The sequence below is a fragment of the Halarchaeum nitratireducens genome (assembly GCF_014647155.1).
GTDB classification, from domain to species: domain Archaea; phylum Halobacteriota; class Halobacteria; order Halobacteriales; family Halobacteriaceae; genus Halarchaeum; species Halarchaeum nitratireducens.
Genome location: NZ_BMOQ01000010.1, coordinates 25,438 through 49,642, shown reverse-complemented (window position 1 = coordinate 49,642; position 24,205 = coordinate 25,438). Strand labels below are relative to the sequence as shown.

Sequence of the window (24,205 nt, the reverse complement as noted above, 5' to 3'; positions counted from 1 at the left end):
GTCTCTGACGCTGTGAAACTACGAATAGTCTTCCCTACCCCGACGCTATCTTGTGATTCAACGAGGCAAGGAGAGCTCATCATCTGGGGATACGACGCCTTCGAGGTCTACGAAGCGCGTGAAGACGGCCTCCCTGACTACGAAGATGGTCTTGTGACGCACGAGTTCCTCCGAACACTCGCCGGCTATCTCGAGCCTAACGAAGAACTCGACATCCAGACAGCCGGGTTCACGAAATGTCGGTTCCCAGTCCTCGCAAAGCGGTACGTCATCCGCAACGGCGAAGTCCTCCACGCGGATCTCAGTTCCCTCGATCCGATCGACGTGTAGCGTTGTTCTCCCCCAGGAGGGGTGCGGGGCGACACTGCACAAGCATCGCCTCGTGAGGTGATTGAATCATGGGACACCGCGCACTTGTTGCGCACGAACGTACCGATGGACAGTACACGCTCCACTACTCTCACTGGGGCGCTGCGAACCTGAAGCTCAAGCGCCGAATCTCGGCTGAGTCGCCGTTCGGTGGCGACGACACCGACTCAAAGTGGGCGAAACAGCTGCTGGCGGAACTAGCCGATGGCCTCGAGGCAGATGCCGTCGACGGCTACCTCGCCGGCGAGGATCGGCCGTCGACGGTCGTCGAGCCGAAGCCCCGCGCCACCGGGCTCACCCTCGACGAGATCGTCGCTGACCACCTCGACTACCTCCACCACGAGGCGTTCTTCGTGGTGTCGACGACGTTCGAGGTGACCGCCTATCGGACGCTGTGGTTCGGGCTCCAGTACGACTCTGAGACGGTCGAACAGGGAGAGACCGTCGGGAACGGCGCGCTCGCGACGGTGCGCTGGTACGACGGTGAGCCGGTCGGCGACGGCCACCTGCAGGGACAGTTCGCGGCCCTCAAAGACGTCGTCGGCGACATGCTCGACAAGGGCGTCTTCACGCCGTCGACGGCGAGACAGTACCTGAAACGGAAGCTGGCCGAGCGAGTCGGAGACCGACAGGAGCTGCTCATTCCGACCGGAGAATTACCCTTCGAGAAGGCGAGTCTCAGCAAGCCGTAACACCACTTCCTTAGTGGATCCCGGGAAACACCCAAGTATGTCAAATCAGCCTAAAGGCGGTGTTCGTGTTTGGCTTGTCGAGCGGACGTACTCCGATGACGAACAGAATCTGATCATCCTCACCTACGCAACACCCGATGGCGAACAGTACTATCGGAAGGAACGAGCACTAACCTCATTCACCGACGTCCGAGATACGACGGCAGCAGTCGACGCTGAACCCGACAATCTCGGCACGGTCGATGACCCCGACCTCCAGGAACAATACGCGGCCGAAGCGCAGCGAATGCAGGAGGTCCACGACCCGGACGACGTGATCTGATACCCGCCAGTAGACATCGCCCCGGGCCATGGGTTATGTCGTAGGAGGCCGTACACAGGGTATGCGCGAACTCGTCTTCGCCCTCGAATACGAGCCGGGCTGTAACCGGGTGGCGGACGCCCTCGCCGACCACCCCGACGCCCGTGTCCGCTCGCTCTCGCTGCACGCCACTGCCGAGCGTCTCTGGCGGGTTGACCACGCCACCGGAACTCCTGAGGCGCTCGACGCCATCGAGGACGCCTTTCTCACCGGCGACTACTACGCTGACTGTCTCGCCACCGAGGACTGTGGCGCCACACAGACGACTCGTGTGCTGGATCGGACGGACGACACGCTCATCCTCTACTCCGACTGGGAGCGCACTCCGACCTGCGCCTCAGTTCCCCATATCGCTCGAGATCACCTCGGCGACGGCGTCTTGTTCGAGACCCGTCACGAGGGGCGCCACTACACGTGGCGACTCATCCACTCCGGCGATGGTGACGTGGCGGCGTTCTTCGACGCTCTCGAAGTCGCCGTGGGGGAGTGTGCACAAATGGAGATGCTCCGCACAGCGGACACAACAACATCAGCTGGGGGACGCGACGGGACACCGAGCGGCCTACCGCCAGCCCAAGAGGCCGCTCTTCAGGCTGCGGTTGAACACGGCTATTACGAGTCGCCCCGCGAGGTCGACGTCGGCGAGCTCGCCGAGCATCTCGACGTGCCACGGTCAACACTCACCTACCGACTCCGTCGGGCGGAAGAACATTTGGCGAAGCAACATGTCGCCGGCGAGCGGGTAGCTGAAGAACGGCTGGCATCACACTGACGCCAGTAGTTGGAATATTCCAATAAAGACCTATCGAACTCCCGCTCCTACCGTGAAGTGATGACAGAGAATCCGAATATAGCGGGACAGGCGAGCGGGGGCGGGCAGCGACAGGAGTTGACCGCCCGCTTCACCGTCCCCGAGATGGACTGTCCCTCCTGCGCCCAGAAGGTCGACAAGAGCCTCCAGCGCGTCGACGGCGTCGTCGACGCGACGCTCCAGCCGACCACCGGCACGGCGACTGTTACGTACGACCCTGACCGAATCAGCGAATCCGACGTGGTCCAAGCGATCGAAGGTGCCGGCTATGAGGTCGTCGGAGGTTCGGACGCCGAGAGCGATGAGCGAGAGGAGTCGGGCAATGGCGTCGACATCGCGCCACCGTCGGAGGTCTGGACGAGTCCCCGCGCGAAGAAGACGTGGCTCGGCGCGGCGTTCGTCACGCTCGGTCTCCTCTTCGAGTTCCTCCTCACCGGGCAGAACGTCACAGTGGCGAGCGTCCTCGAGTACCCGCTCCATATCGCAGATGTTCTGTTCCTCGGCGCCGTCGCGGCCAGTGGCATCCCGGTCGTCCGTAGCGGGTACTACTCCGCGAAGAACCGAAGTCTGGACATCGACCTGCTGATGGGGACGGCGATCATCGCGGCGACCGGTATCGGCTACTTCGTCGAGGCCGCCACGCTGGCCGTCCTGTTCAGCATCGCCGAACTGCTCGAGGACTATGCGATGGACAGGGCACGGGACTCCCTGCGCGAGCTGATGGAACTCTCGCCCGACGAGGCGACCGTCCGTCGCGATGGTGAGGAAGTGACCGTTCCCGCCGAGGAGGTCGACGTTGGCGAGACCGTCGTCGTCCGCCCCGGCGACAAGATTCCGCTCGACGGGACGGTCATCGACGGCGAGAGTGCAGTCGACCAGTCGCCGATCACGGGCGAGAGTGTCCCCGTCGACAAGGCTACCGGTGACGAGGTCTACGCCGGCGCGATCAACGAAGAGGGGTACCTCGAGGTAGAGGTTACCTCGACCGCTGGCGATTCGACGCTCTCGCGCATCATCGAGATGGTACAGGGTGCACAGGCGAAGAAAACCGAGTCTGAGCAGTTCGTCGACCGTTTCTCGGGCTACTACACGCCTCTCGTCGTCGCGCTGGCAATCCTGACCGCCGCCATCCCGCCGCTGGTCATTGCCGACCCGGTGTCGGTGGACCTCGCCGGATACGGATTCACCTTCGCGGGCAGCTGGCAGACGTGGTTCATCCGCGGGCTCACGCTGCTGGTGATCGCCTGCCCGTGTGCGTTCGTCATCTCCACACCCGTCTCGGTGGTGTCGGGCATTACTAGCGCCGCGAAGAACGGTGTCCTGATCAAGGGCGGCAACTATCTGGAGGCGATGGGCGAGGTCGATGCCGTTGCCGTCGACAAGACCGGGACGCTCACCAAGGGCGAACTCGCCGTCACCGACGTCGTTCCGGTGGGTGACACCACGGAGGACGATCTGCTCCGTCGCGCCGCAGGGCTGGAGCGGCGCAGTGAGCATCCCATCGCCACGGCGATTCTCGCCCGCGCTGAAGAGGCAGGCGTAGGCAACCTGCCCGACCCGACTGGCTTCGAGAGCCTCACCGGGAGGGGCATCCGCGGCGAGATCGACGGCGAGACGTACTATGCGGGTAAGCCAGCGCTCTTCGAAGAGCTCGGCTTCGACCTCGCTCGGGCACGCCGCGAAACGGACGGCGGCGTCATGGCGGAAGAGGCGGCCGAGGTCGACGACGGGGCGTTCGCCGAGGATGCCCTCTCCGCGCTGGAGCAGGAGGGCAAGACGGTCGTTATCGTCGGGACGGAGTCGGAACTGCTGGGTGCAATCGCCATCGCCGACGAGGTGCGCCCGGCCTCAAAGCGGGCCGTCGAACGCCTGCACGAGTTGGGCGTCAAGCGCGTGGTAATGTTGACCGGCGACAACGAGGGAACTGCCCGCGCTATCGCCGAGCAGGTCGGTGTCGATGAGTATCGCGCAGAACTCCTGCCCGACGAGAAGGTCGACGCAGTCGAGGAGTTGCAGGCGGGGTACGGCGAGGTGGCGATGGTCGGTGACGGCATCAACGACGCGCCCGCGCTCGCCACCGCAGAGGTCGGCATCGCGATGGGCGCAGCCGGCACCGACACCGCTCTTGAGACGGCCGATATTGCGTTGATGGGCGACGACGTCGGGAAGCTCCCGTACCTGTACGACCTGTCGCGTACGGCCAACGGCGTAATCCGGCAGAACATCTGGGCGAGCCTCGGCGTAAAGCTCCTGCTGGCGCTAGGCGTGCCGCTGGGGCTGGTCAGCGTTGCGTTGGCGGTCGTTGTCGGTGATATGGGGATGAGCCTCGGTGTCACCGGGAACGCGATGCGGTTGTCGCGAATCGCGCCTGAACGCATGGACGGTAAGACTGGCTAAGAAACGGGTGCATGAATCCATGAAGACTAGCGAGAAAGACAGTGCCACCTTATGCAGAACTGTGTCACTCGTCGAACACGAGAGCAACGAGCTCTCTGAACCCCTTCGGGCAGGTCCAACGAACACGTCGAACTGCTCGAATCCCGTCTCCCGAGAACGGGAACAAGAATAAGGTTACTCCGTTTGAAATCTTCCACAATAATGAACCCCTTCAATGCGATCCGCGAGTTCGAAGCCGATGGAACGACCTACAAAATGGCCGACCTCACCGTCCTCGAAGAGGAAGGCCTCTGTGAACTTGACAAACTCCCGGTCAGTATCCGTGTTATGCTTGAATCCGTCCTCCGTAACGCCGACGGGGAGGACATTACCGAGGACGACATCCGGGCCCTCGCTGGCTGGCAACCGGACGTTCCCGACGCCGACATCCCGTTCCAGCCGTCCCGGGTTATCCTCCAGGACCTCACCGGCGTCCCCGCCGTTGTAGACCTCGCGGCACTCCGATCGGCCGTCGAACGCAAGGACCGCGACCCAACCCTCGTCGAACCCGAAGTCCCCATCGACCTGGTCATCGACCACAGCGTCCAAGTGGACTACTTCGGCAACGAGGACGCCTACGAGAAGAACGTCGAACTCGAATACGAGCGCAACAGCGAACGGTACCGGGCGCTGAAGTGGGCGCAAAACGCCTTCGACGACTTCAGTGTCGTGCCGCCAGGGACGGGTATCGTCCACCAGGTGAATCTGGAGTATCTCGGGCAAGTCGTCCACGAACGCGAGCAGAACGGCGAGAACTGGCTGTTCCCAGACACCCTCGTCGGGACCGACAGCCACACGCCGATGATTGGTGGCATCGGCGTCGTCGGCTGGGGCGTCGGCGGTATTGAAGCCGAAGCCGCGATGCTCGGCCAGCCCATCACGATGAACCTCCCCGAGGTTGTCGGCGTGAAACTCACAGGTGAACTCCCCGAGGGTGCGACGGCGACTGACCTCGTACTGCACGTCACCGAACTGCTGCGGGATGTCGGTGTTGTCGATCGATTCGTTGAGTTCTATGGGCCCGCCGTGGAGACGCTGACTGTTCCTGATCGGGCGACAATCGCGAATATGGCGCCCGAGCAGGGCTCGACCATCAGCATGTTCCCCGTCGACGAGGCCACCTTGGACTACCTCGAACTGACGGGCCGCGACGAGGACCACATCGAACTCGTCCGAAAGTATCTGGACGCCCAGGGGCTGTTCGGTGAGCAGAACCCCGAGTACACCGAGACGGTCGAACTGGACCTCTCGACCGTGACGCCGAGTCTCGCCGGCCCCAAGAAACCCCAGTCCCGCGTCGAGATGGGTGACATGCGAACCCACTTCCGGGAATTACTCCACGGCGAGTTCGAGGACGAACTCGACGACGCTGACGAGGAGGCGCTGGCCCGGTGGCTCGGTGAGAGCGACCAATCGATGGGGCAGACCGACGGCGGCAAGGCGGTCGTGGACACCGGTCGAGACCGCCCCGACCTCGACCCTCTCACGAAGCGCGCCTCCGTGAATATCGACGGCAACGACGTCGAAATCGGGCACGGGAGCGTCGTCGTTAGCGCCATCACCAGCTGTACCAACACGTCGAATCCCTCCGTGATGCTGGCAGCCGGGCTCCTGGCGAAAAACGCCGTCGAGCGTGGCCTCGACGTCCCGGACTACGTTAAAACAAGCCTCGCGCCCGGCAGCCGCGTCGTCACCCAGTACCTCGAAGCATCGGGGCTGTTGCCATACCTCGAAGACCTGGGTTACAACGTCGTGGGCTACGGCTGTACGACCTGCATCGGGAACGCAGGGCCGCTCCCGGAGCCGATCGAGACCGCTATCGACGAACACGACCTCTGGACGACGAGCGTACTCTCCGGGAATCGGAACTTCGAGGCGCGCATCCATCCAAAAGTGCGCGCGAACTACCTCGCCAGCCCGCCGCTGGTGGTGGCGTACGGGCTCGCTGGGCGGATGGACATCGATCTGGAGCACGACCCGCTGGGGTACGATGACGACGGAAACCCAGTCTATCTGGCGGACCTCTGGCCAGACAGCGACGAGATCCACGAAGCCGTCCACGACTTCGTCGACCCGTCGATGTTCGAGGAGAAGTACGCCGAAGTGTTCGAAGGCGACGAGCGATGGGACGCGCTGGAGGCCCCGACCGGCGAGGTCTACGAGTGGGACGAGGACTCGACATACATCCGGGAGCCGCCGTTCTTCAAAGATTTCCCGCTGGAGAAACCCGGCGTCTCTAACGTCGAGGATGCACGGTGTCTGCTAACGCTGGGTGACACGGTTACGACTGACCACATCAGTCCTGCCGGGCCGTTCGGGACGGATCAGCCGGCCGGCCAGTGGCTGATGGACCACGGTGTCGAGCCCCACGAGTTCAACACGTACGGTGCCCGCCGGGGTAACCACGAGGTGATGATGCGGGGCACGTTCGCCAACGTCCGCATCGAGAATCAGATGCTCGACGACGTCGAGGGCGGGTACACCATCCACCATCCGACTGGTGAGCAGACGACCGTGTTCGAGGCCAGCCAGCGGTACCGCGAGGAGGGAACTCCACTCGTCGTGATGGCGGGCGAGGAGTTCGGGACTGGGTCGAGCCGTGACTGGGCGGCGAAGGGGACCGACCTTCTCGGTGTTCGTGCGACCATCGCGGAAAGCTACGAGCGCATCTATCGGGACAATCTCGTCGGAATGGGTGTGTTGCCGTTGCAGTTCCAGGACGGTGACTCCTGGGAGGCGCTTGGATTGGACGGGTCAGAGGTCTACACGATCTACGGGTTGGACGACGAGTTGGAGCCGATGGCCGAGTTGACGGTGACTGCGGAGCGGTCGGACGGGTCGTCGGTTGAGTTCCCGGTGACGGCCCAGGTGGGCACACCTGCCGGGGTGCGATACATCGAACACGGCGGCATCCTACACTACGTCCTTCGACAGCTGCTAACCGAATCGTGACGCTTTCAAAGTGTCTCCTCGACCAGTAAGATCGCGAATTTCCGATTCCGTCGCTCGGAATTAGCGTAGCCCTCTGAAACGGCACACCGTGTTTTGTGCGTGAATACATATCAAGAGTGTTTCCAGTTCAATCAACGGTAAAATGACCATCGTAGCTTTCACACCCGATGCCGTAGCGATCACCGTCGAGTGGGCGAACAATATCCTGTGATCGAGTGAGGCCAGAGTTGTTTATTCCGCGCCGGTGATGGGTGCCGGCGCAGCTGGAGCGACCAACGACACCCGTGCGTCGGCGTTTCGAGGTGTCCAAGATGCATATGGTGATATACGCACTCGTAGAGGCATCGACGCACGACGACGCGCTGTCCACCGGAAAGTCGGTGTTCGACCGCCTGGTCGGCGCGGACCCACACGCCGGCGCCGTCTTCGATCGAATTCACCGTAACTCTCAGAGCCGGACGGCGTCGCCAACATTCAAATACGAAACCGCGGATACCCTGGAGCGCATCGATGGGCGATAACGATCTCAAAGCCGTCGAGGACGCCCGTGAGGGACTTCAGAGCCTATTGGTCGAACAAGCACAGGCAGGCGTTCCAGAGCAAGTCCTCGTCGGGCTTCTCCGAGAACAGGCCGCCAAGATCGAACAGTTCGGCTACATCCCGCGCCGGTGGGAGCAACCCGACCAGCAGGAAGTAAGCAAGCGATGAAACGGACCAATACTTTCGAGGTACGTCCCCTCTCTGAGTCTGATGAGGCCCTTCTACAAGACGTCATGGACGCGACGGCAAGCTTCTGGAACGAGCTGACCTATGCCCGCCGTCAGCGGTTCTTCGATGACGAGAACATCTGGGAGACCGATGAGTTTCGCGGACAGTACAAAGGCCAACTCGGCGCTGCCGGCGTCCAGACGGTGACACGAAAGAACAACGCCGCCTGGAAGTCGTTTTTCGCGCTGTTGGAAAGCGGTGAAGACGCGTCCCCACCGGGCTACTGGGGGAATCAAGAGGACGGGCGAGATCTCCGGCTGTTCGTTCGGAACGATTCGTACGAGATCGAGTGGGGCGACTACTCCCGGGTCGAAATTCCGGTCGGCCAGGATCTCAAAGAGAAGTATGGACTGGGGTACTACGAACGGCTCCGGCTGGAGGTGCGTGGCGATCCGAAGTGGTCCGGCGAAAAGGGGCGACTGGAAATTCAATACGACGAGGTTGAAGGCACCTATCGAGCATATCAACCAGTCACAGTCGACGACTCGGAACTGGATTCACCGCTGGCTTCGGAAGAAGTCGCCCTCGATTTAGGTGCCAACAATCTCGTTGCCTGTACGACCACGACAGGGAAACAGTACCTCTACGACGGTGAGGAGCTGTTCGAGCAGTTCCGATCAACGACCGAAGAGATTGCGCGCCTGTCGTCCAAGCTGCCGCCAGAGCGGGACACAAGCCAGCGAATCCGCCGGCTCTACCGCAAACGCTCTCGCCGGCGGACCCATGCCCAGAAGGCCCTCATCCGTGACCTCGTTGAACGATTACACGACGAGGGGATCGCAACGGTGTACATCGGCGACCTCTCCGGCGTCATCGAAATCCAACCGTCCCCTGAAATCAACGAGAAGCTGGAGAACTTTTGGGCGTTCAAGCAGTTCGTCGATCAGCTGCGGTCCGTCTGTGAGGAGTATGGGATCGAGGTAGTGGAGAAGAGTGAGGCATGGACGAGCCAGACGTGTCCGGAGTGTGGGGAGCAAGCCGAGACAGTTCGACATCGAGAAACCCTGACCTGCCCCTGCGGGTTCGAGGGACACGCCGATCTCACAGCCGCAGAGACGTTCCTCCGGCGGAACACCGAGCAGCAAGTCAGGCCGATGGCGCGGCCCGTGCGGTTCCAGTGGGACAACCACGAGTGGCGTTCGACCACAGACGCCCCTGAGCTCGGGACAAATCCCAACGAACAGCGCACAAACCCGTAAGTCACTCCCGTGGAACGCCGTATCCAGCGTGGAGGAACCTCGTTTCGAGGTGGACGTCAATATGTGACGTTTGACGAGCTGAGCAGTAAAAGACGATTTCTCTATGAAGTTGAGCTGTACTAAGAGTACCAGTCAGGATTTGTTTGTTCGCGCCGGTGAGAGAGCGGCGCGCGTTGGGTCAAGTAGCGGTTAGCCCACGGGCACTGAGGTGGTTTAGATGCATTTGGTCATTTACGCCCTCGTAGAGGCATCGACAGAAGACGAAGCATTGGATGCAGGGAAGTCAGTATTCAGGCAGTTGGTCGGCGCTGAGCCCCAATCCGGTGCTGTATTTGATTACTTTGTCGCCTTCGACGAGGAGGACACGACGGTCGCTGGCTCGGCCCGATGGGGGGAGTTGCCGACCGCAGCCCCTGTCGACTCTGACGATGGCGAAGACCTGCTCGAGCGTGGCTGGGAGGCAACGAAGGAAGAGTTCGAGCGTAATCTCGACCGGGTGAAGGAGGCCATCGAGGAGCTCTCCGACGAGGAGATCATGCGCGACGAGGACCTCGCCCGACACGCCTTCCACCAGGTCGGTGCGTACGACGGCCCGACGATCTTCCTGTACACCGAACACGGAACCGGCATTCGTCACCGTGGACAGCTGGATCGACTCCTCGAGGAAAGTGAAGAGCTCTGGATCGTACCCGCTGACGTCCACTTCTGAATAATGCCCAGGATCACCAACTGGCGACGCGAAAGCCGCTCGCCGACGCTTGCGTATCGGAACACCGAGACCGGTGCGCGAGCCGTCCTGCATCGAGCCCCGGACTCCTACCGGTACAAATGGCGTGGGGCAATCATCGTCGACGGCTATCCGGTGTGGTCGCGGGGATACGAGACGAAGGATGCGACGTCGTTCCGTGACGAACTCCGGGAGCGGCCGGCTCCGGACCTCAGCTGCCCGGAGTGTCCGAACAACGACGTTCGCGTCGGCGAGAAGGCAGCAGACGGGGCAAAAATCCAGCGATGGTACGACTGCCCCGACTGTGGATACGAAGCCCCCTCACGCATCGTCTACGGCGCCGAACGGTGAGTGAGTGAGCGGTGGGCGCTGTTTTTCGGCCGGGCACGAGGTGGTGGCCCGGGACGACCGGGTGAGTCAACCAATGAGTCTCGAAGTACTTGACCGACACAGTGAGGCACTGTTCGAGTTCCTCTGGTGTCCCGTCTGCGGGCAGGAGGTCTTCACTCACATCCCATTCGAGGGGGTGTTCTGCAAGAACTGCAACACCCAGGTCGAACTCCAAGAATCCCGCGAGACACGCGGCTACGAGGAGGCCGTGCTCGCCTGCTTCGATACAACCACGACCTGGAACCTCCACGTCGACGAGAAACTGCGTCGCGACCTGCCTGATGGGTCGGCGCGCGTGAAAATCTTCGGCGCACCGGGCGCCTACGAGGTCGACTGGTGGAGTCCGGAGCCGGGTGAGGACTGGGAGCCTGTCGAGCGCGGCGAGTTCGACGACGTCGAAGAACCATCAGAGGTGTCGCATCTGGCGTAGAGCACGCGTTAGGGCGGTGAATTTACGCCCGACACACGTCGCAGTCTCCGCATCCACGAGGGGTTCGCTCGCCGAAGTAGAGGCGGCGCCATCGAGCAAACTGATCCGCATACGTGTCCTTGCTGTACGGGAATTGGTACAGATTGACCCCGTCCGGCAGGTTTGTGATTTCGGGCGCATCTACGCCGGGGAATCCGTTACGAAACACGAGATCTTCTGTTTTGGACACCAGCTCAGGAGCAACTGTGGATGGGTCCGAGGCCTTCAAGAAGTAGAGTGATGGGATGAACTCTTTCGGGTCGAAGAATCCGTTGGCGTGAAGAATCCACCCACAGAGCCACAGATACGCCTTCTCACTAGAGAAGAAGACTCCGTAGTGGTTGTCCGATTGCCGGCGTTTGTACACGAACACGGGGAGACCATAGCTGAAGCCGACTCGCGTTGGTTCAGCGTGGATATAGCAGTCCTCACGGTCGATATAGTGGACCAGCGGAGCTTGACACAGCTTGCCCGGGTGCTCACCCGTACCGATCTGCTCCCACAGCTCCGAGACGGAAGCCACGTCGGCGCTCTCATCCTCGAGAGTCGTATCATCGATTGCACGATGGACGGGCGCAGCAGACTGAATCTCCTCGGGGAGATCGTGGCTGGACAGCTCCGCCGTTTCTCGGTCAGGGAGTGTCCGATAGAAGTGTTTATGGAAGCCCTCACGACGCCGCTTGTCGGCGAGTGTTTCACACCGGGCGCAGTCCTCGATGAACATCGCTGGTACCACCCGGTCTGGATTCTCGGCGGCCTCCTCGTACAGACTACGCTGCCGTTCGGCCCGACTGGCAATTTCATCTGGATCGGGGAGTGGTGAGCCCCTCTCAGACTCCGATGACATACGCATACCTTTGGGCTGGAACAGCATCAGTTTCCGAGCAAGGACCCCGACCGACCGCTGTCTTGCGAATTTCGGAGTTCATTTTTAACCGGGTTTAAGTTGTCCAGTGACAGCCATTCGGCGAGACTCCAGTGACTCCACTCGATTCAGGAGAAGTTGTTTCTGCGCCGGCGATGGGTGCCGGCGCACACGCGTCGGCGGTAATCGATGTCCACACGAAGTCAACTCCGATTCATCCAACGGAGCGAGCCCGCAGACGAACAGTCCGAACCCGACCGCATCGCACAGATCTACCGTCACTCGGATGGCTATCCCGACGGCGTCCTCCGTGACCTTGTCCAGCTGAAGGAGCTGCTCGACGAGACACGAACAGAGTGCGGGCCTGCGTACGCCGCTGCCCAGTTCCTCTTCCTCGACACGCTCTCGACGATGACCCTCTACGTGGACGAAGGGCGTGATCGGAGCATCCACGCTGACCACCCCTCGGATCTCCTCGAGCCGGACAATATGGAGCACCTCGACCAGCCGATGTTCCTACTCGGACACGGCGTCGAGAACCCAGCCGACGGCATTCACGGCGACGAGGAGTATCTCTACGTCGTCGAGCTCCCGAACCGGAACCCGTTCGAGGAGCCGTCCGAGTGGACCGTCAAGGTGAGTGGTCACTCCGCCTTCCCGCGCTGGGATGGTCCGACCGAGGACGCCTTCGAGCGGGCCAGCTGGCAGTTCCACGGCCCGCTTGAGCACGCGCTCGAAGAGATCGTCGCTGAGCCGGCGTGAACGCTTAGCCCGCTCAGATGATGCCGCCGATGACGAGTAGTCCGACGACGACCAGCAGCGTCGCGACAACGCTTCCCCCGGCCAGCCACTTGTTTTCCATCACCTTCTCGTGGATCGGCATCGCGGCGTACTCCTCGCGGAACGCTTCGAGATTCTCCTCGTCGTAGAAGTACTTCGTCTTCAGCGCGAACCGTTCCGTCACCGCGCAGCCCGTACAGACCGGCTCGCCTTCCAGCCGCTCCGTTTTGATGTGGCTGGAGCAGGCGATGGCCCCGCAGTTCGGACAGTAGGTGTACGTCTCGGTGACGCCACTCGTGTCACAGTGGACGCACTGATGGATGCCGTCCTCGGCGGTCACTCTCGACGGGCCTGCCGCGTAGTACTCGTAGGGGTAGGTGTACTCCTGGACGTCGGTAGTGTGCCGAACTTCCGGGAGGTACACTGGTTCGATCGACTGGACAGAGATGTCCGAGCGGTTCGGCTCACAGGTCTTGTTGTACGTGACGTTGTTGTCGCCGGTGTAGGTGACCGTCGTCGTGTGATGCTGCTGGAGGCGCTCGACGGCCCACTCCTTGTACTCCGTTTGCGTCTGCCCGAACCGCCGCTCCTCAACGTCGTCGAACACCTCTCCGAACTGCTCGGCATCGAGGTCGACCGTCGCGTGGAGATTCTCGGTGACCAGCGTCGCGACGTCTTCGTCGACGACCTGCGGCTGCCCGCGTTCGGCGTGGGCGACGAATCGAGTCCGGTCGTTGATCCGGTGGATGACGCCCACCGACGTCTCGAAGACCGCGTTCGTGTCCGCGGTGACAGCGACCACCGGGCGGAACGTCACCGCCGAATGTGGTTCTGGGAGGTCAGCGGCCTCAATGTTATCGATGTCGCGGAACGCCTCCGCGACGGGCGCGTCGACGTCGGCGGCCGGGTCGTACGGGCGTAGGGTATCGTTGCATAGAATCTCGATGCGCCCGTTGTAGAGGTCGAGACCGATCTCGTCGGCGATCTCTCGGAGGTCCTCGCCATCAAGCAACTCGATTGGATGGGGATCGTCATTTTGCTGGAGCCGCTGGGCGTACTCTTGAGCAGGGTTCGTGAACCGGCCGGTCGTGACGACCATCCCGCGTTTCGGACCGTCGAAGTCGAACGTCGCGATCGCCGAGTGGAGCTTCTGGACGACCGGTCGCCCGACCGTCCCCGTGTGCTTACACTCGACGATGATCGCGCGGCGGGTACCGTCGACGACCTCCTCCATGATGACGTCGCGGCCCTCGTCGGCCGTCCGCTCTGCCTGGCGGACGTTCTCGTAGCCGAGGTTGCGGAACACGTCCTCCATCACGTCCTCGAACTCGAACCCTGAGAGATCGTCCAGTACAGCCATTCCGATATACCTGGACAGTACGTTGCAACTGTCAAATACGTTGCCGAACGCAGCTACGTCCTGTTTTTGAACCCCCGAGAGGGGTGCGGGGGTGATCGAACGAGCCTCCCGCGAACCAACCTATGAGTGGAATCAGCGACCCACGCTCACACGTACAGTCACGGACCTCGGCTGATCCCGACGTCATCTACGTCGGTTACCGTCGTCGAGGCCGCGCCATTGTCGAGAAGCAATCGGACCAAGAACAGCTCACGCCAGAGCGGAGTCTCGAGCTGGCGAATCACAGTCCTTCGGGCTTCGAATGGGGATATGGTGGCAGCGGGCCGGCTCAACTCGCACTCGCCCTTCTGCTCGATTACACTGACGATGAGGAGGTGGCACTTGGGGAGTACAAGGCGTTCAAGACCGAAGTGGTGAGCCAGCTAGAGTGTACAGGACCTGACGGCTGCTGGCGACTCACGGGACGCGAGATAGATGCAGCCCTTCGTGAGATAGTCGACGATCCAGTCGCACCGTCCGTCAACTAACGATCACAGAGAGCAATCAATGTCAGAACACACCCAGCAGCCTCGTACGGGCGCAGAATCGCCGCAGAGCCGTGAGCGTCAGGCACCAACCGAGTACGTCGAGCGAAGCGATGTCGGCGTCTCACTTACCGTCAAACTCACTCGCGGTACTGGCACCCGCGATCAAGACAAGATCACGGCCAAAGTGAAGGGCAAGACGCTCGAAGACGCCCGCGAGGATATGGAAACCCTCCGCGAGTATATCCACGACCTCGCTGAGGACACTCGCCAGATCCAGCCAGGCGACCCACACGAATAGTACTTCTTTTGACTATTGCACAGAATTGTGTAACCAAAGGATGTACGAAGTGTGCGGTGAAAAGGAACTCAAGGTTATCCTCGCGCTTGACCCGGGCGATTCCATCTCAGGCGTCGCGCGGAAGATCGACGGGAACCGGGAGACGATTCGGCGCGTCGTGAATCGCCTCGAAGAGGCGGGATACGTCGCGTACGATGATGGCCTCCAGCTTGTCGATCAGACGCTCCGAGACGTCGGTCTCGAGTTCCTGACGGCGGCAGCAGACATCTCGCCGCCATCCATCACGGAGGCGTATGTCCTCCCGCAGTTCGCAGGGATGGAGTATGCATACACTGGCATCGATGCGGTCTACGTCTGGACCCGCGGTGGCTATCAGGTCGCTCGCGACCCAGAGGACTATCCGCTGTTCATCGCCGTTCACGAGTCCAATCTCAACGCCTGGACGGCGTTCCTCGATCGATTCGAAATCCCGACCGCACAGGAACGCCAGCCCGCCGGCGACCTCAATGGTGCGATACAGGTGGTACTCGAGCCGCGGCCACAGATCGAGGCCGAGATGGTCGACGGACGGCCCGTCATCCCGCTCCAAGAAACCGTGGCGTTCGCAAACGAGCACTACGCGCACTTCCAGTCAGCGCTCGACATGCTCGGCCGCATGTACGACAGCGTCGACACTGACGCGAACTACCGTCCGAACTGACCTAGAGTTCTGACAAGAAATTTCTTCGATCGGGAGTGGCCTGGCCGCTGTTTATTGTCGCCTTGAGAGAGCGGAGGCGAACAAAAATGAGCGACTCGTCGAATCTCTCCGTCGAATCAGACGGTCTCACACCGGAACAGCGTCTTGAACCACCAAACACCCGACTCATCAACGCTGGTATCGCGACGATTCACGACATGGAGACGCTCCGAGCCTGCGTCGCCTACGAGAACGCGAATCAGCAGCGCATCCAGATCCTTCGTCGGCTTGAACAGCGGGCCAGCGAAATCCGCTCACAGGACGACTGACGAAACATTCGGGAATATCTGTCGGAGCCTTAGTGGGTGAATGTTCGAATGATTGACCCACCGTATTAGGGGGTCAGAATATTATAGTTCAGACTATTATAGTCTGATTCCTAACTTTGGAGCATCAACTGACGAGTCAACGCTGATCGCTGGCGAAGCGAAATTTACCAACACCCCCCTCGGCTATGACGTGTTTGCCGATCTCGAAGACGACGTCGCCCAGCCGCTGGGCACCCACCGGAGGTGATGAACCGACGTATGAATTCGCCTTGTTCAGCCGCTCTGGGTTCAAACGCTCGGCCGAGGAAGCTGTAGACGAGCGTGATGATCTTCGTCTCTTCGATCTATCCGATATCGTTGCTGTTCTTGAGAGTAAAGCCGATCAATAACGCCGGAGGGTTACAGCTTGGGATAGTTTTCGCCCCCAAAGGGGTGCGGGGGAATCGAACGTATCCCCCAGAGGCGAGCCAAATGAAAGAAACCAACGAGACGACAGCGTGTCGAATAACGATCACTCTCGATAGCGCCGAGCTCCCCGTCGACCAGCAAGCCCGCAACGCGCTTCTCACCGAATTCCGTTCGCGAGTCGGCCATCTCGTCGAAGGGCTTCGTGGCATCGACGCTGACCAAGGTGACGTTGACGTGAGTACAGGTTACCGTTATGCGCAAGTTCCGGCGACGTGCCCACTCTGTAGCGAGCGACTCGATCTCCAGAGTGTCCATCTGAACAACGAGAACGGCGCGTACGCGAGCGCGAAGTGTTCCGATGAAGACTGCGAGTGGAGCGGCGACGCCGTCTATCGAATCATCGACCTCGAAGGCGGCGAGAGCAACGCCATCGAGAGCAGCGTCCTGACCGGCGATATCACGCCGAGCTACGACCCTTACTGATGAATTCAATGGAAGACACGCCCACATTCACGCGTATCGAACCGATCTGCCCTCGCGACGGCTGCGAATCTCACCTTGGCATCGGGAAACCCATTTACGCTGGTGAGCAGACCGATATCGCCTACGCCGACGTCTGGTGTCTCAACGATGAGTGTCCGTTCACTTCCTGCGCGCAGTTCGCACTCGTCGATCTTCTTCACGAAGAGACAGACTCACAGATGAGTCTCGTCCACGCCGGAGAGATCGAACCACTCGAGGCACGATATCAGCGGTGAGTTAACCAACATCAGGAGCGGTAAAGCTGCTGTTGTTGGTTAATAGTGGCGTCCGCTGGTGGTATTTTCTCGCCCCGAGAGCGGGCGCGGGGCGAGTACTCCCGCGTCTTCTGGGTGATTCGAGATGGCGCTTTCAGCACGTCCGACCAGCAGCATCGCGACTGAAATTACGGCAGCCCGGCAGGCCGACCACGTAGCATTCCTTCACCGCGTTCCCTTCGCGCTTGACGCATTCCGACTCGGGTTTCTCACGGGTTTTCGCGAGGACTGTACCTACCAACAGCACCAGTACACAAACTTGGAGTTACCAGTCGGGATGCTGGATAACGACTTTCGCAATCCTGACCTTGATCGGTACGTCGAGCGTTTCTTCGAGTACGAACCACAGGTCGGCGTGATCGGTGACGCCTACGACGTCGACGAGGTCAACGAATACGTTGCTGCCGCTCGCGAGATTCAGGGAAGCTATCCAGCGGCTGACCTCGTGATCGTCCCGAAGTGCCGTGCGGCGATTCACGCGATCCCTGATGACCTCGTCGTCGGCTACTCGCGCGGCTACGCTGATCGACTCGCCCACGAGTTCTCCGACCCTGTGGACTGGCGCGGGCGGCGAGTGGGTCAACGAGGAAGTCGTCGTCGACGAGGGACTGGTGACCAGCCGCAAGCCCGACGACATCCCCGCCTTCTGTGATAAAATCATCGAGGAGTTCGAGGAAGGTCGCCACTAACGGCGCGGTAGCGCGAAAGGGTCCATCGCCACGTCCGGCGTTCGTGAACGAGATGTGAGATTCGTCTTTGCTGCTTCTGTCTGTCCAATTTCAGATGTTAGGGGAGTTTGGCCTCCAGTACGTCGACTTCTTCTATCTCCGGCGGTTCTGCGAACAGCTCGTCCGCGTTTTCCTCCAAGGCAGCAGCGATTTCGCCCGAGAGATGCGCTTCCCGACCGGATTCATCCGGAAAGGTGTCGAAGATGCCGAACGTCGAATCGTCCATGCGGAGCGCGAACCACGTGGTGGTGTCCGGTTCTTCCTCGGCCATCGGCAGTGCCGAACGGAGGAATTCCTCGACATCGGATTCTTTGCCGGACTGTGCTTGGAGTCGAACGAGGAGGGCGACGTTTGCGTCGGTCATACCCAGTCCGTAGGTAGGTGCGCAACTCACATAACTATTTATGCTAGACGCTCAGGTGCTGAGGAGTACTCGGGTGAAACGCAGAGCCTTACCCGCTGCTTCCTCCTTCCGATTCTTACGCCGCCTGAGTTACGTGATCTTCTTTCCGGGGCGGTAGCGGCTGTGTCGAGGACTCACCCAACACCTGCTCAAAGCTAAATGAGCCGTGGCGGTGAGCGAAGCTCTCCGCCGGCTCGCCGTTTGTGAACGTCGACATCGATTCACGCAGCGCCAACAACGATGTACGCGCGCGTGCCGCATGGCACCGCGCGTACGGGACTCCAAGGCCGTATTTCAGCCGCCAGTTCCCCCCTTCGATTGCATTCGTACTCACTGGCCCATTGAACTCTTCTTCGTCCTCGTCCCAGAACGATGGGTGCTCCTCACGGAGTGTCGCCACTATCTCCTCGTACGCAGTCTCGTACTCGTCTTCGAGATACTCCCGCAACTCCTCTAACTCGCCCGCCTCGTGCAGTTCGGACACGCGCTCGTCGCTGCGAGCGCGTGTCCGGAGCTTGTGGACGAGACACTTCACCCGATCCGGCAAGATGTCGTTGTAGCAGTCGTTGTCGTCGGTGAGCCAATAATCCACACCCAAGAGCGGGAAGACGAGCGCGAGCGCCAGCGCTCGCGCGAAGGCGGTGTTCCGACACTGGAGTCCGGCGAAACAACCCAGCTGAGTCAGATAGGAACATCCGACAGTGAACCCTTCCGGCCACTTCTTCGGGTTTTCTCCCTCCTGTTTCCGGCGCATATTTTCCTCGTAGAGGTCTTTCTTTGCGCCCTTCTTCGCCGGATAGGTCTCGTCGGCGACCCCGACGAGACCGTCGATGTCCTCGGCAGCGAGTTCGTCGGCGAACTCGGTTTTGAGTTCGTCAACGGTGCTGACACCGAACAACAGCGAGAGGAAGTTCATCGAGAGGATGCAGCCGGCAATCGTGACGCTGTGCTGCTCGGCGACTTCGTCGCCGAACAGCTCGGCATAGCGTTGGATCGTATCGCGGTCAACCTGGAGACCGTACTGATTCTGAAGAATCCGTTCGCACGCGTGGAACGGATTCTTCGCCGCATGGAACAGGCAGAGATCAACGACTGGTTTGGCGTATTCACAGTCCTCGTAGAACAGCTCCCCGATATCGCCATCGTAGGAATGTCTGCACTCGGAGCACTGATACCGCTGAATCTCGACAGTGATCTCGTCGAAGCCATCCTCGGTGATGAGGATGGCGAAGAGCCGATCCGTTCGGTAGCCGTTCTTCCAGACCGTGGTTTCACCGCACTTCGGACAGGGCCGCGGGTCTCCGACCCGCTGGCCCTGAAACCCGCGAAACCAACTCTGAAACGCATGAATTAGACCGAGTGGTACGAGGCTGTTCAGCGTCTTTTCTTCGGTTTCGTGCATGAGTAGTGGCCAGTAAGAGAGGGTGGTATTTCACTCCCGTTGCAGACACCACCCCAAGAGGGGCACGAGCGTATTCTATGACAGGGTGCGACGGAGTCACTCCGTAACCCTGAGCGGATTCTTCCTGCCGGTGTGACGCCGTCGTCCAGTTTTTCGAGCCCCCGAAGAGGGCGAAGGCTCGATAACGAGTCTTCAGACTGAGGTGAATTCCCGTGAGTCAACAACAACGTGTGAACGACGTCTCGATCGATGCGATTCCAGTCGATATCACGAACACACAATCCGGCGAGGTCGAGCCCGCCGAAGTTCCCGAGGAGATCCGGTCAATCACTCGTGGACTCGCAAGTGAGCAGCCGCCGACGAACCCGCTCGTCGTCTTGAAAGCGGCTCGCTGGTGGTACATCCACGGGAAGGGCGGGACTGATCCCGCGTTCCAGTGGGCCACCGAGTGGGCGCGACACCTCGCGACCGACACGCCCAGCGACGTGGAGCAGTTCGATGAGTTCCTCGAGTACCTCGTCGCGGTCGGCTTCGCTGACGAGAAAGCAGTCCTGCGGTGACCGCCGCCGCGAGTTTTTTGTGCGCCCCAAGGGGTGCGGCGCGTCCTGAACTGACGCAATCGCCGTGAACTCGATTCGGTGAATATTATGGCTACGGCCAGTGACTCGTCGGTCTCGTTCGAGGAGACCGACGCCCGACACGACGAGATGCACAGTACCATCGAAGACTGGATCGACGACCTCGTTGCAGACGTCGAGGACGCGCAGTCCAGCTCAGAGTTCCAGGAGTGGCTTGATGTTCAATCCCGGTTCCACGACTATTCGCACCGGAATACACTCCTCATCAATCTCCAGTGCCCTGACGCGACGAAGGTCGCGGGGTACAACACCTGGCGGAATGAGTTCGACCGGCACGTCCAGGAGGGCGAGCAGGCGATCTGGATCTGGGCCCCGATCATCACCACGCAATGTCCTGAGTGCGAAAATTCGCCCAGCTACCACGAGCAAAGCGGCTGTGAGTACGACGAGACGGCGCCGGACGAGTGGTCGAAAGGGCTTGTCGGGTTCAAACCAACGGCTGTCTTCGACGTGTCCCAGACCGAGGGTGAGCCGCTTCCCGAGTTGGAGACAGAGGCGACTGGCGATGCCGACGACCTAGTACCCGCACTCGAGGATGCAGCCGCTGAGATCGACGTGACGGTCCGTATCGTCGACGCTGTCGACTGGGAGCATGGCGACGCCAAGGGCGTCTGCAAATACCGGAGTAAGCGTGATCTCCAACCAGTCGTTGAGGCGAAAGCCCGCACGAATCAGGCCGATCTCGCCGTGACGCTCATCCACGAGTTCGCTCACGCGCTCCTCCACGCAGACGTCACCGACGAGACCGAGCGGGCGAAACGCGAGGTCGAAGCCGAAGCCGTCGCGTACATCGTCGGTCGGTATTTCGATCTCGACACGAGCGGATCCGCATTCTACTTAGCCGCGTGGCAAGGTGATGAGCCGGACGTGATTCAGGATCGTCTCAGTCGGATCAGTTCGACGGCTCAGGAAATCATCGGAACGGTTACAGAGAGCTGAACGCGCGGTTCTCGCCTGTTAACCAACATCTGGACGCTAATACCGTTCTGCGTTGGTTAAGTTTTTCAGCGCCCGCCGAGGGGCGGAGGCGCATTCCGGTCTCCACGAATCATGACTGACCAGTATCTAACCGCCGTCCTCGACGAGGCGGAACGAGTTGCCGACCAACACGACCAGGTCGCCCAGTCGACAGACAATCCAGCGCATGCGTATCTTCGGTATGCCATTCTCCGGTTACTCGAAGGTGAGCTTGACGAGACACCAGCAAACGTGCCACGGATCGGCGGCGTGACTGTTGGGTACGGGGAGGATGAGGCGATGTTCGATAGCTGGGGCACCGACGTTGAGTGGTGGGACACGACCCCATCCCAAGAGGACTGTACGCGATTCCGGGTGTTCTACCCCGACGAGCACGAGACCGTTCCCCGGGTTATCGTCGACGTGATGGGGGCACTCGGCGCGTGGCGCATCTGGACTGGCAGCGCTGCCGCCTGCGGCTCCTACGACCATCGCGAACGGCGCGAAATCCACTTCCTCTGGCCGGAAGGGCATCCGGTCGAAGAACTGCTAGAGAATCGGCTCCAAGGTCCCGCGGCCGCCGTTGCTCCAGATGGCGGCCGAACAGGCGACGTTCGCGATCGGATGGTCGTCACGGAGCACTCGACGCAGCACGACGACCTCGAGCCACGAACCAGACGCGCCGTCGACGAAGACATGAGCGTCTCGCTGCTCGAAAAGGGCGGCCGGTACGAGGTGCAGTCCGCGTCTGGGAACCAGTACGACATCGACGTGATTAGCGAGTCGTGCACCTGTCCAGACTGGACGCAACGGACGCCAGACGGTGGGTGTAAACATATCCGTCGCGTCGACCATGAGATCAAGCAGGGACGTGTCCCGCGGCCCGACGGACGACTCCCCTCGGACACCTGATAGCGTGTCAAGAACTCTCCTCGGCCCCTTCGAAGTGACCGAAATGATAGATACAGAGGCCTACTAATCTCTAGTTCACCTTCGACCACCCTGTAAGTAAGTCACGCATCAAAAACCATCGTCCGTGGCTGTGGCAATCCAACTCAACTATAATAGGATTGGCCCACAGATTTCATAAAAATGGTAGACAAGGACATGGCGTTGACGTTCTCGGTGCGGAACAACAGAGGTGTCTACGCCTTGTTGTTGGGTTCAGGCGTCTCGAAGGCTGCTGAGATTCCGACTGGGTGGGGAGTGGTTGAGGACCTGATCGAGAAAGTGGCTGAAATAGAAGGAGTCGAACCAGGAGACCCGTTCGAGTGGTACGAAGATGAGTATGGACACCCAGCGCGGTACGATGAGCTCATAGAGGCACTAGCCGATACGAAACCGGAGCGCCGCGTTCTACTGGAACGATACTTCGAACCGACGGACGAAGAACGGGAGAATGAAGTGAAGACCCCTACGGATGCTCACAAGAGTATCGCATGGCTGATGAAAAAGGGGTACATCAGGGTCGTGCTGACCACGAACTTTGACAACCTCTTGGAGAGCGCCCTCCGTGATATCGGTGTAGAGCCGACTGTGATCTCGACGATGGAGGCCGCTGATGGAGCTGAGCCCCTCGCCCACGTCGGTCCGGTCGTGCTGAAGATTCACGGCGATTACAAGGAGACAAATCTCAGGAACACGACAGAGGAGCTGTCTTCCTACGATGAACCGATGCAGGAACTCATCGACGAGGTCCTAAACGACTACGGCCTCATCATCTGTGGTTGGTCCGGTGATACCGACCAGGCACTCCGAGAATCGATTCTCTCGAGCAAGGACAGGCGCTATTCCACCTACTGGACCCATCGGAGTGAAGTATCCAACCTCGCAGAGGAGATCATCGAACATCGCAAGGGGTTCAGGTTAGAGATAGAGGGAGCGAGCCAGTTCTTCTCCGACCTTAAAGAAAACGTGAGGGCGCTCGAGAAAGCAGAAGATGGCGCTCCGCTGACCAGAGAGGTCATCCGAGAACGTACGAAGCAGTATCTGCCTCGGAACGATCGGAGAATCGACCTCTCCGAATTGATGAAAGAGGAAACAGAGCGTGTCTATGGCGAGGTGTTCGACTACTCCACGCTACCGCTGAACGAGGACGTGAACGATGAGAACGTCGAGCAGCGGGTGGAGACGTACGAACAACAGGTCGAGAAGTTAGTCATCGCGACGTCGATTTCTGCCTACTGGGAGAATGAGGTCGAAAACCCGGTCAGTCGGGATGTTCTGCGATCGGTCAGTAGGCTGTGTTCGCCTCCGAGACCTTCGAGATACAACGACGCATACGACCACCTGAAAAAATATCCTGCGACTCGGGTGTTTTACGGGACAGGAATCGCTGCTGTCGAAGCCCAGAACTGGGGCCTAGTCGAACGGCTCGTCAACACCGAAGTGCAGTTTTCACGGATTGGTCGCCCTGCTTCTTTGGAGCTCCACCCGACAACAGTTTGCGCGCATCTGGGTCATGGCATTCGCCTCAACAGCTCTCTCTTGAAGAAGAGGCTGGCCGAGAATCTTCGTGAGCCACTTCAGGATGTGATCCCGGATGAACGACGGTACAAGGACGCCTTTAGCACGTTCGAATTTGCGTCGGACTTGCTATACGTGAAAGAGAACGGGGACATGATGGGAAGCCTGCCTGATGCCCCGAGAGCAGTCTATGATGAGGGGCAGTTCGAACAAATGACGGAGCGATATGAGTCCGGAGGCGGCCTCCAGACCCTTCTGGACGAAAATCTCGGGGAAGACGTTGTCCCCGACCTAATTGAGAAGTTCCGAAATGAGTCGACTTGGTTCAGGTAGAGGGACACGCATTCAATACGCCGTGTGTTCAATTCGCACGCTCTATCTAACAGCTGATTCG

27 protein-coding genes and 3 pseudogenes are annotated in these 24,205 nt (G+C 60.4%); 26 read left to right on the top strand and 4 right to left on the bottom strand.

All coding sequences use genetic code 11. From position 1 onward, the window contains the following. The first annotated feature begins 12 nt into the window (after positions 1 to 12). From IEX91_RS15155 to IEX91_RS15100, 12 genes are all read left to right on the top strand, one after another. The gene (locus tag IEX91_RS15155; RefSeq protein WP_407647980.1) at positions 13 to 330 is read left to right on the top strand and encodes a hypothetical protein; all 318 of its coding nucleotides are present in this window, start codon (positions 13 to 15) and stop codon (positions 328 to 330) included. 68 nt (positions 331 to 398) lie between these two features. Further along, the gene (locus IEX91_RS15150) at positions 399 to 1,061 is read left to right on the top strand and encodes a DUF6735 family protein (RefSeq protein ID WP_188880026.1); all 663 of its coding nucleotides are present in this window, start codon (positions 399 to 401) and stop codon (positions 1,059 to 1,061) included. Between the two features lie 37 nt (positions 1,062 to 1,098). After that, positions 1,099 to 1,383: a hypothetical protein gene (locus tag IEX91_RS15145; protein WP_188880025.1), complete on the top strand. Its 285-nt coding sequence runs from the start codon at positions 1,099 to 1,101 to the stop codon at positions 1,381 to 1,383. Positions 1,384 to 1,444: 61 nt separating this feature from the next. Then, a complete protein-coding gene (locus IEX91_RS15140; protein ID WP_135830760.1) occupies positions 1,445 to 2,194 on the top strand; it encodes a helix-turn-helix domain-containing protein in 750 nt (249 codons plus the stop codon). Between the two features lie 60 nt (positions 2,195 to 2,254). Next, on the top strand, positions 2,255 to 4,630 hold the full coding sequence (locus IEX91_RS15135) for a heavy metal translocating P-type ATPase (protein WP_188880024.1): 2,376 nt from the start codon (positions 2,255 to 2,257) through the stop codon (positions 4,628 to 4,630). 201 nt (positions 4,631 to 4,831) lie between these two features. Next, positions 4,832 to 7,621 (top strand): aconitate hydratase AcnA, encoded by a 2,790-nt coding sequence (gene acnA, locus IEX91_RS15130; RefSeq protein WP_049983736.1) that lies wholly within the window; start codon positions 4,832 to 4,834, stop codon positions 7,619 to 7,621. Between the two features lie 311 nt (positions 7,622 to 7,932). Continuing rightward, positions 7,933 to 8,142 (top strand): hypothetical protein, encoded by a 210-nt coding sequence (locus IEX91_RS15125; protein ID WP_188880023.1) that lies wholly within the window; start codon positions 7,933 to 7,935, stop codon positions 8,140 to 8,142. Next, a complete protein-coding gene (locus IEX91_RS15120) occupies positions 8,132 to 8,329 on the top strand; it encodes a hypothetical protein (protein WP_188880022.1) in 198 nt (65 codons plus the stop codon). The genes IEX91_RS15125 and IEX91_RS15120 overlap by 11 nt, the downstream gene beginning before the upstream one ends. After that, entirely contained in the window at positions 8,326 to 9,588 is a 1,263-nt protein-coding gene (locus IEX91_RS15115) for an RNA-guided endonuclease InsQ/TnpB family protein (RefSeq protein WP_188880021.1), read from the top strand. Before IEX91_RS15120 ends, IEX91_RS15115 begins: the two co-directional genes overlap by 4 nt. Before the next feature lie 217 nt (positions 9,589 to 9,805). Next, positions 9,806 to 10,297: a hypothetical protein gene (locus IEX91_RS15110; RefSeq protein ID WP_188880020.1), complete on the top strand. Its 492-nt coding sequence runs from the start codon at positions 9,806 to 9,808 to the stop codon at positions 10,295 to 10,297. A 3-nt stretch (positions 10,298 to 10,300) separates the two neighbouring features. Beyond that, on the top strand, positions 10,301 to 10,666 hold the full coding sequence (locus tag IEX91_RS15105) for a DUF7568 family protein (RefSeq protein WP_188880019.1): 366 nt from the start codon (positions 10,301 to 10,303) through the stop codon (positions 10,664 to 10,666). A gap of 73 nt (positions 10,667 to 10,739) precedes the next feature. Further along, positions 10,740 to 11,135, top strand: a complete 396-nt coding sequence (locus IEX91_RS15100; RefSeq protein ID WP_188880017.1) for a DUF7567 family protein — start codon at positions 10,740 to 10,742, stop codon at positions 11,133 to 11,135. A gap of 22 nt (positions 11,136 to 11,157) precedes the next feature. Here the strand turns inward: IEX91_RS15100 and IEX91_RS15095 are convergent, their stop codons facing one another. Beyond that, a complete protein-coding gene (locus IEX91_RS15095) occupies positions 11,158 to 11,898 on the bottom strand; it encodes a RecQ family zinc-binding domain-containing protein (protein WP_229772924.1) in 741 nt (246 codons plus the stop codon). A gap of 330 nt (positions 11,899 to 12,228) precedes the next feature. Here IEX91_RS15095 and IEX91_RS15090 point away from each other — a divergent pair, with 330 nt between their 5' ends. Beyond that, positions 12,229 to 12,801: a hypothetical protein gene (locus IEX91_RS15090; RefSeq protein WP_188880015.1), complete on the top strand. Its 573-nt coding sequence runs from the start codon at positions 12,229 to 12,231 to the stop codon at positions 12,799 to 12,801. A gap of 13 nt (positions 12,802 to 12,814) precedes the next feature. Here the strand turns inward: IEX91_RS15090 and IEX91_RS15085 are convergent, their stop codons facing one another. Beyond that, positions 12,815 to 14,179, bottom strand: a complete 1,365-nt coding sequence (locus tag IEX91_RS15085; RefSeq protein ID WP_188880014.1) for a restriction endonuclease — start codon at positions 14,177 to 14,179, stop codon at positions 12,815 to 12,817. Between the two features lie 122 nt (positions 14,180 to 14,301). Between IEX91_RS15085 and IEX91_RS15080 the strand changes: the two genes are divergently transcribed. The 9 genes and pseudogenes from IEX91_RS15080 to IEX91_RS15050 all read left to right on the top strand — a co-directional run. After that, positions 14,302 to 14,706, top strand: coding sequence for a DUF6166 domain-containing protein (locus IEX91_RS15080; RefSeq protein WP_144906795.1), 405 nt, complete (start codon positions 14,302 to 14,304; stop codon positions 14,704 to 14,706). 19 nt (positions 14,707 to 14,725) lie between these two features. After that, the gene (locus IEX91_RS15075; protein ID WP_188880013.1) at positions 14,726 to 15,004 is read left to right on the top strand and encodes a DUF7389 domain-containing protein; all 279 of its coding nucleotides are present in this window, start codon (positions 14,726 to 14,728) and stop codon (positions 15,002 to 15,004) included. Between the two features lie 40 nt (positions 15,005 to 15,044). Further along, positions 15,045 to 15,704 carry a helix-turn-helix domain-containing protein gene (locus IEX91_RS15070; protein WP_188880012.1) on the top strand — a complete coding sequence of 220 codons (660 nt, stop codon included), beginning with the start codon at positions 15,045 to 15,047 and terminating at the stop codon, positions 15,702 to 15,704. 86 nt (positions 15,705 to 15,790) lie between these two features. Next, positions 15,791 to 16,012 carry a hypothetical protein gene (locus tag IEX91_RS15065; protein WP_144906789.1) on the top strand — a complete coding sequence of 74 codons (222 nt, stop codon included), beginning with the start codon at positions 15,791 to 15,793 and terminating at the stop codon, positions 16,010 to 16,012. Positions 16,013 to 16,133: 121 nt separating this feature from the next. Then, positions 16,134 to 16,401 (top strand): annotated as a pseudogene (locus tag IEX91_RS16795) (ATP-binding protein); the annotation flags it as partial. Then, entirely contained in the window at positions 16,334 to 16,903 is a 570-nt protein-coding gene (locus IEX91_RS15060) for a hypothetical protein (protein WP_229772923.1), read from the top strand. The pseudogene IEX91_RS16795 and the gene IEX91_RS15060, both read left to right, overlap by 68 nt. Before the next feature lie 8 nt (positions 16,904 to 16,911). Continuing rightward, positions 16,912 to 17,178, top strand: a complete 267-nt coding sequence (locus tag IEX91_RS16410; RefSeq protein WP_229772922.1) for a hypothetical protein — start codon at positions 16,912 to 16,914, stop codon at positions 17,176 to 17,178. A 124-nt stretch (positions 17,179 to 17,302) separates the two neighbouring features. Further along, positions 17,303 to 17,794, top strand: a pseudogene (locus IEX91_RS16405) (DUF6610 family protein); the annotation flags it as partial. Beyond that, positions 17,754 to 17,906, top strand: a pseudogene (locus IEX91_RS15050) (DJ-1/PfpI family protein); the annotation flags it as partial. The pseudogenes IEX91_RS16405 and IEX91_RS15050, both read left to right, overlap by 41 nt. Positions 17,907 to 18,003: 97 nt before the next feature. On the opposite strand, the gene IEX91_RS15045 reads toward IEX91_RS15050, so the two are convergent. Continuing rightward, positions 18,004 to 18,309 (bottom strand): putative quinol monooxygenase, encoded by a 306-nt coding sequence (locus tag IEX91_RS15045; protein ID WP_004054295.1) that lies wholly within the window; start codon positions 18,307 to 18,309, stop codon positions 18,004 to 18,006. 115 nt (positions 18,310 to 18,424) lie between these two features. Beyond that, positions 18,425 to 19,750: a hypothetical protein gene (locus IEX91_RS15040; RefSeq protein WP_049987710.1), complete on the bottom strand. Its 1,326-nt coding sequence runs from the start codon at positions 19,748 to 19,750 to the stop codon at positions 18,425 to 18,427. A 212-nt stretch (positions 19,751 to 19,962) separates the two neighbouring features. Between IEX91_RS15040 and IEX91_RS15035 the strand changes: the two genes are divergently transcribed. From IEX91_RS15035 to IEX91_RS15020, 4 genes are all read left to right on the top strand, one after another. After that, a complete protein-coding gene (locus IEX91_RS15035) occupies positions 19,963 to 20,310 on the top strand; it encodes a hypothetical protein (protein ID WP_049987709.1) in 348 nt (115 codons plus the stop codon). A gap of 87 nt (positions 20,311 to 20,397) precedes the next feature. Beyond that, positions 20,398 to 21,327, top strand: a complete 930-nt coding sequence (locus tag IEX91_RS15030) for a M78 family metallopeptidase domain-containing protein (protein WP_049987708.1) — start codon at positions 20,398 to 20,400, stop codon at positions 21,325 to 21,327. A 111-nt stretch (positions 21,328 to 21,438) separates the two neighbouring features. After that, on the top strand, positions 21,439 to 22,257 hold the full coding sequence (locus IEX91_RS15025; protein ID WP_188880011.1) for a hypothetical protein: 819 nt from the start codon (positions 21,439 to 21,441) through the stop codon (positions 22,255 to 22,257). 180 nt (positions 22,258 to 22,437) lie between these two features. Further along, positions 22,438 to 24,144 carry an SIR2 family protein gene (locus IEX91_RS15020; RefSeq protein ID WP_188880010.1) on the top strand — a complete coding sequence of 569 codons (1,707 nt, stop codon included), beginning with the start codon at positions 22,438 to 22,440 and terminating at the stop codon, positions 24,142 to 24,144. Positions 24,145 to 24,205 lie beyond the last annotated feature (61 nt).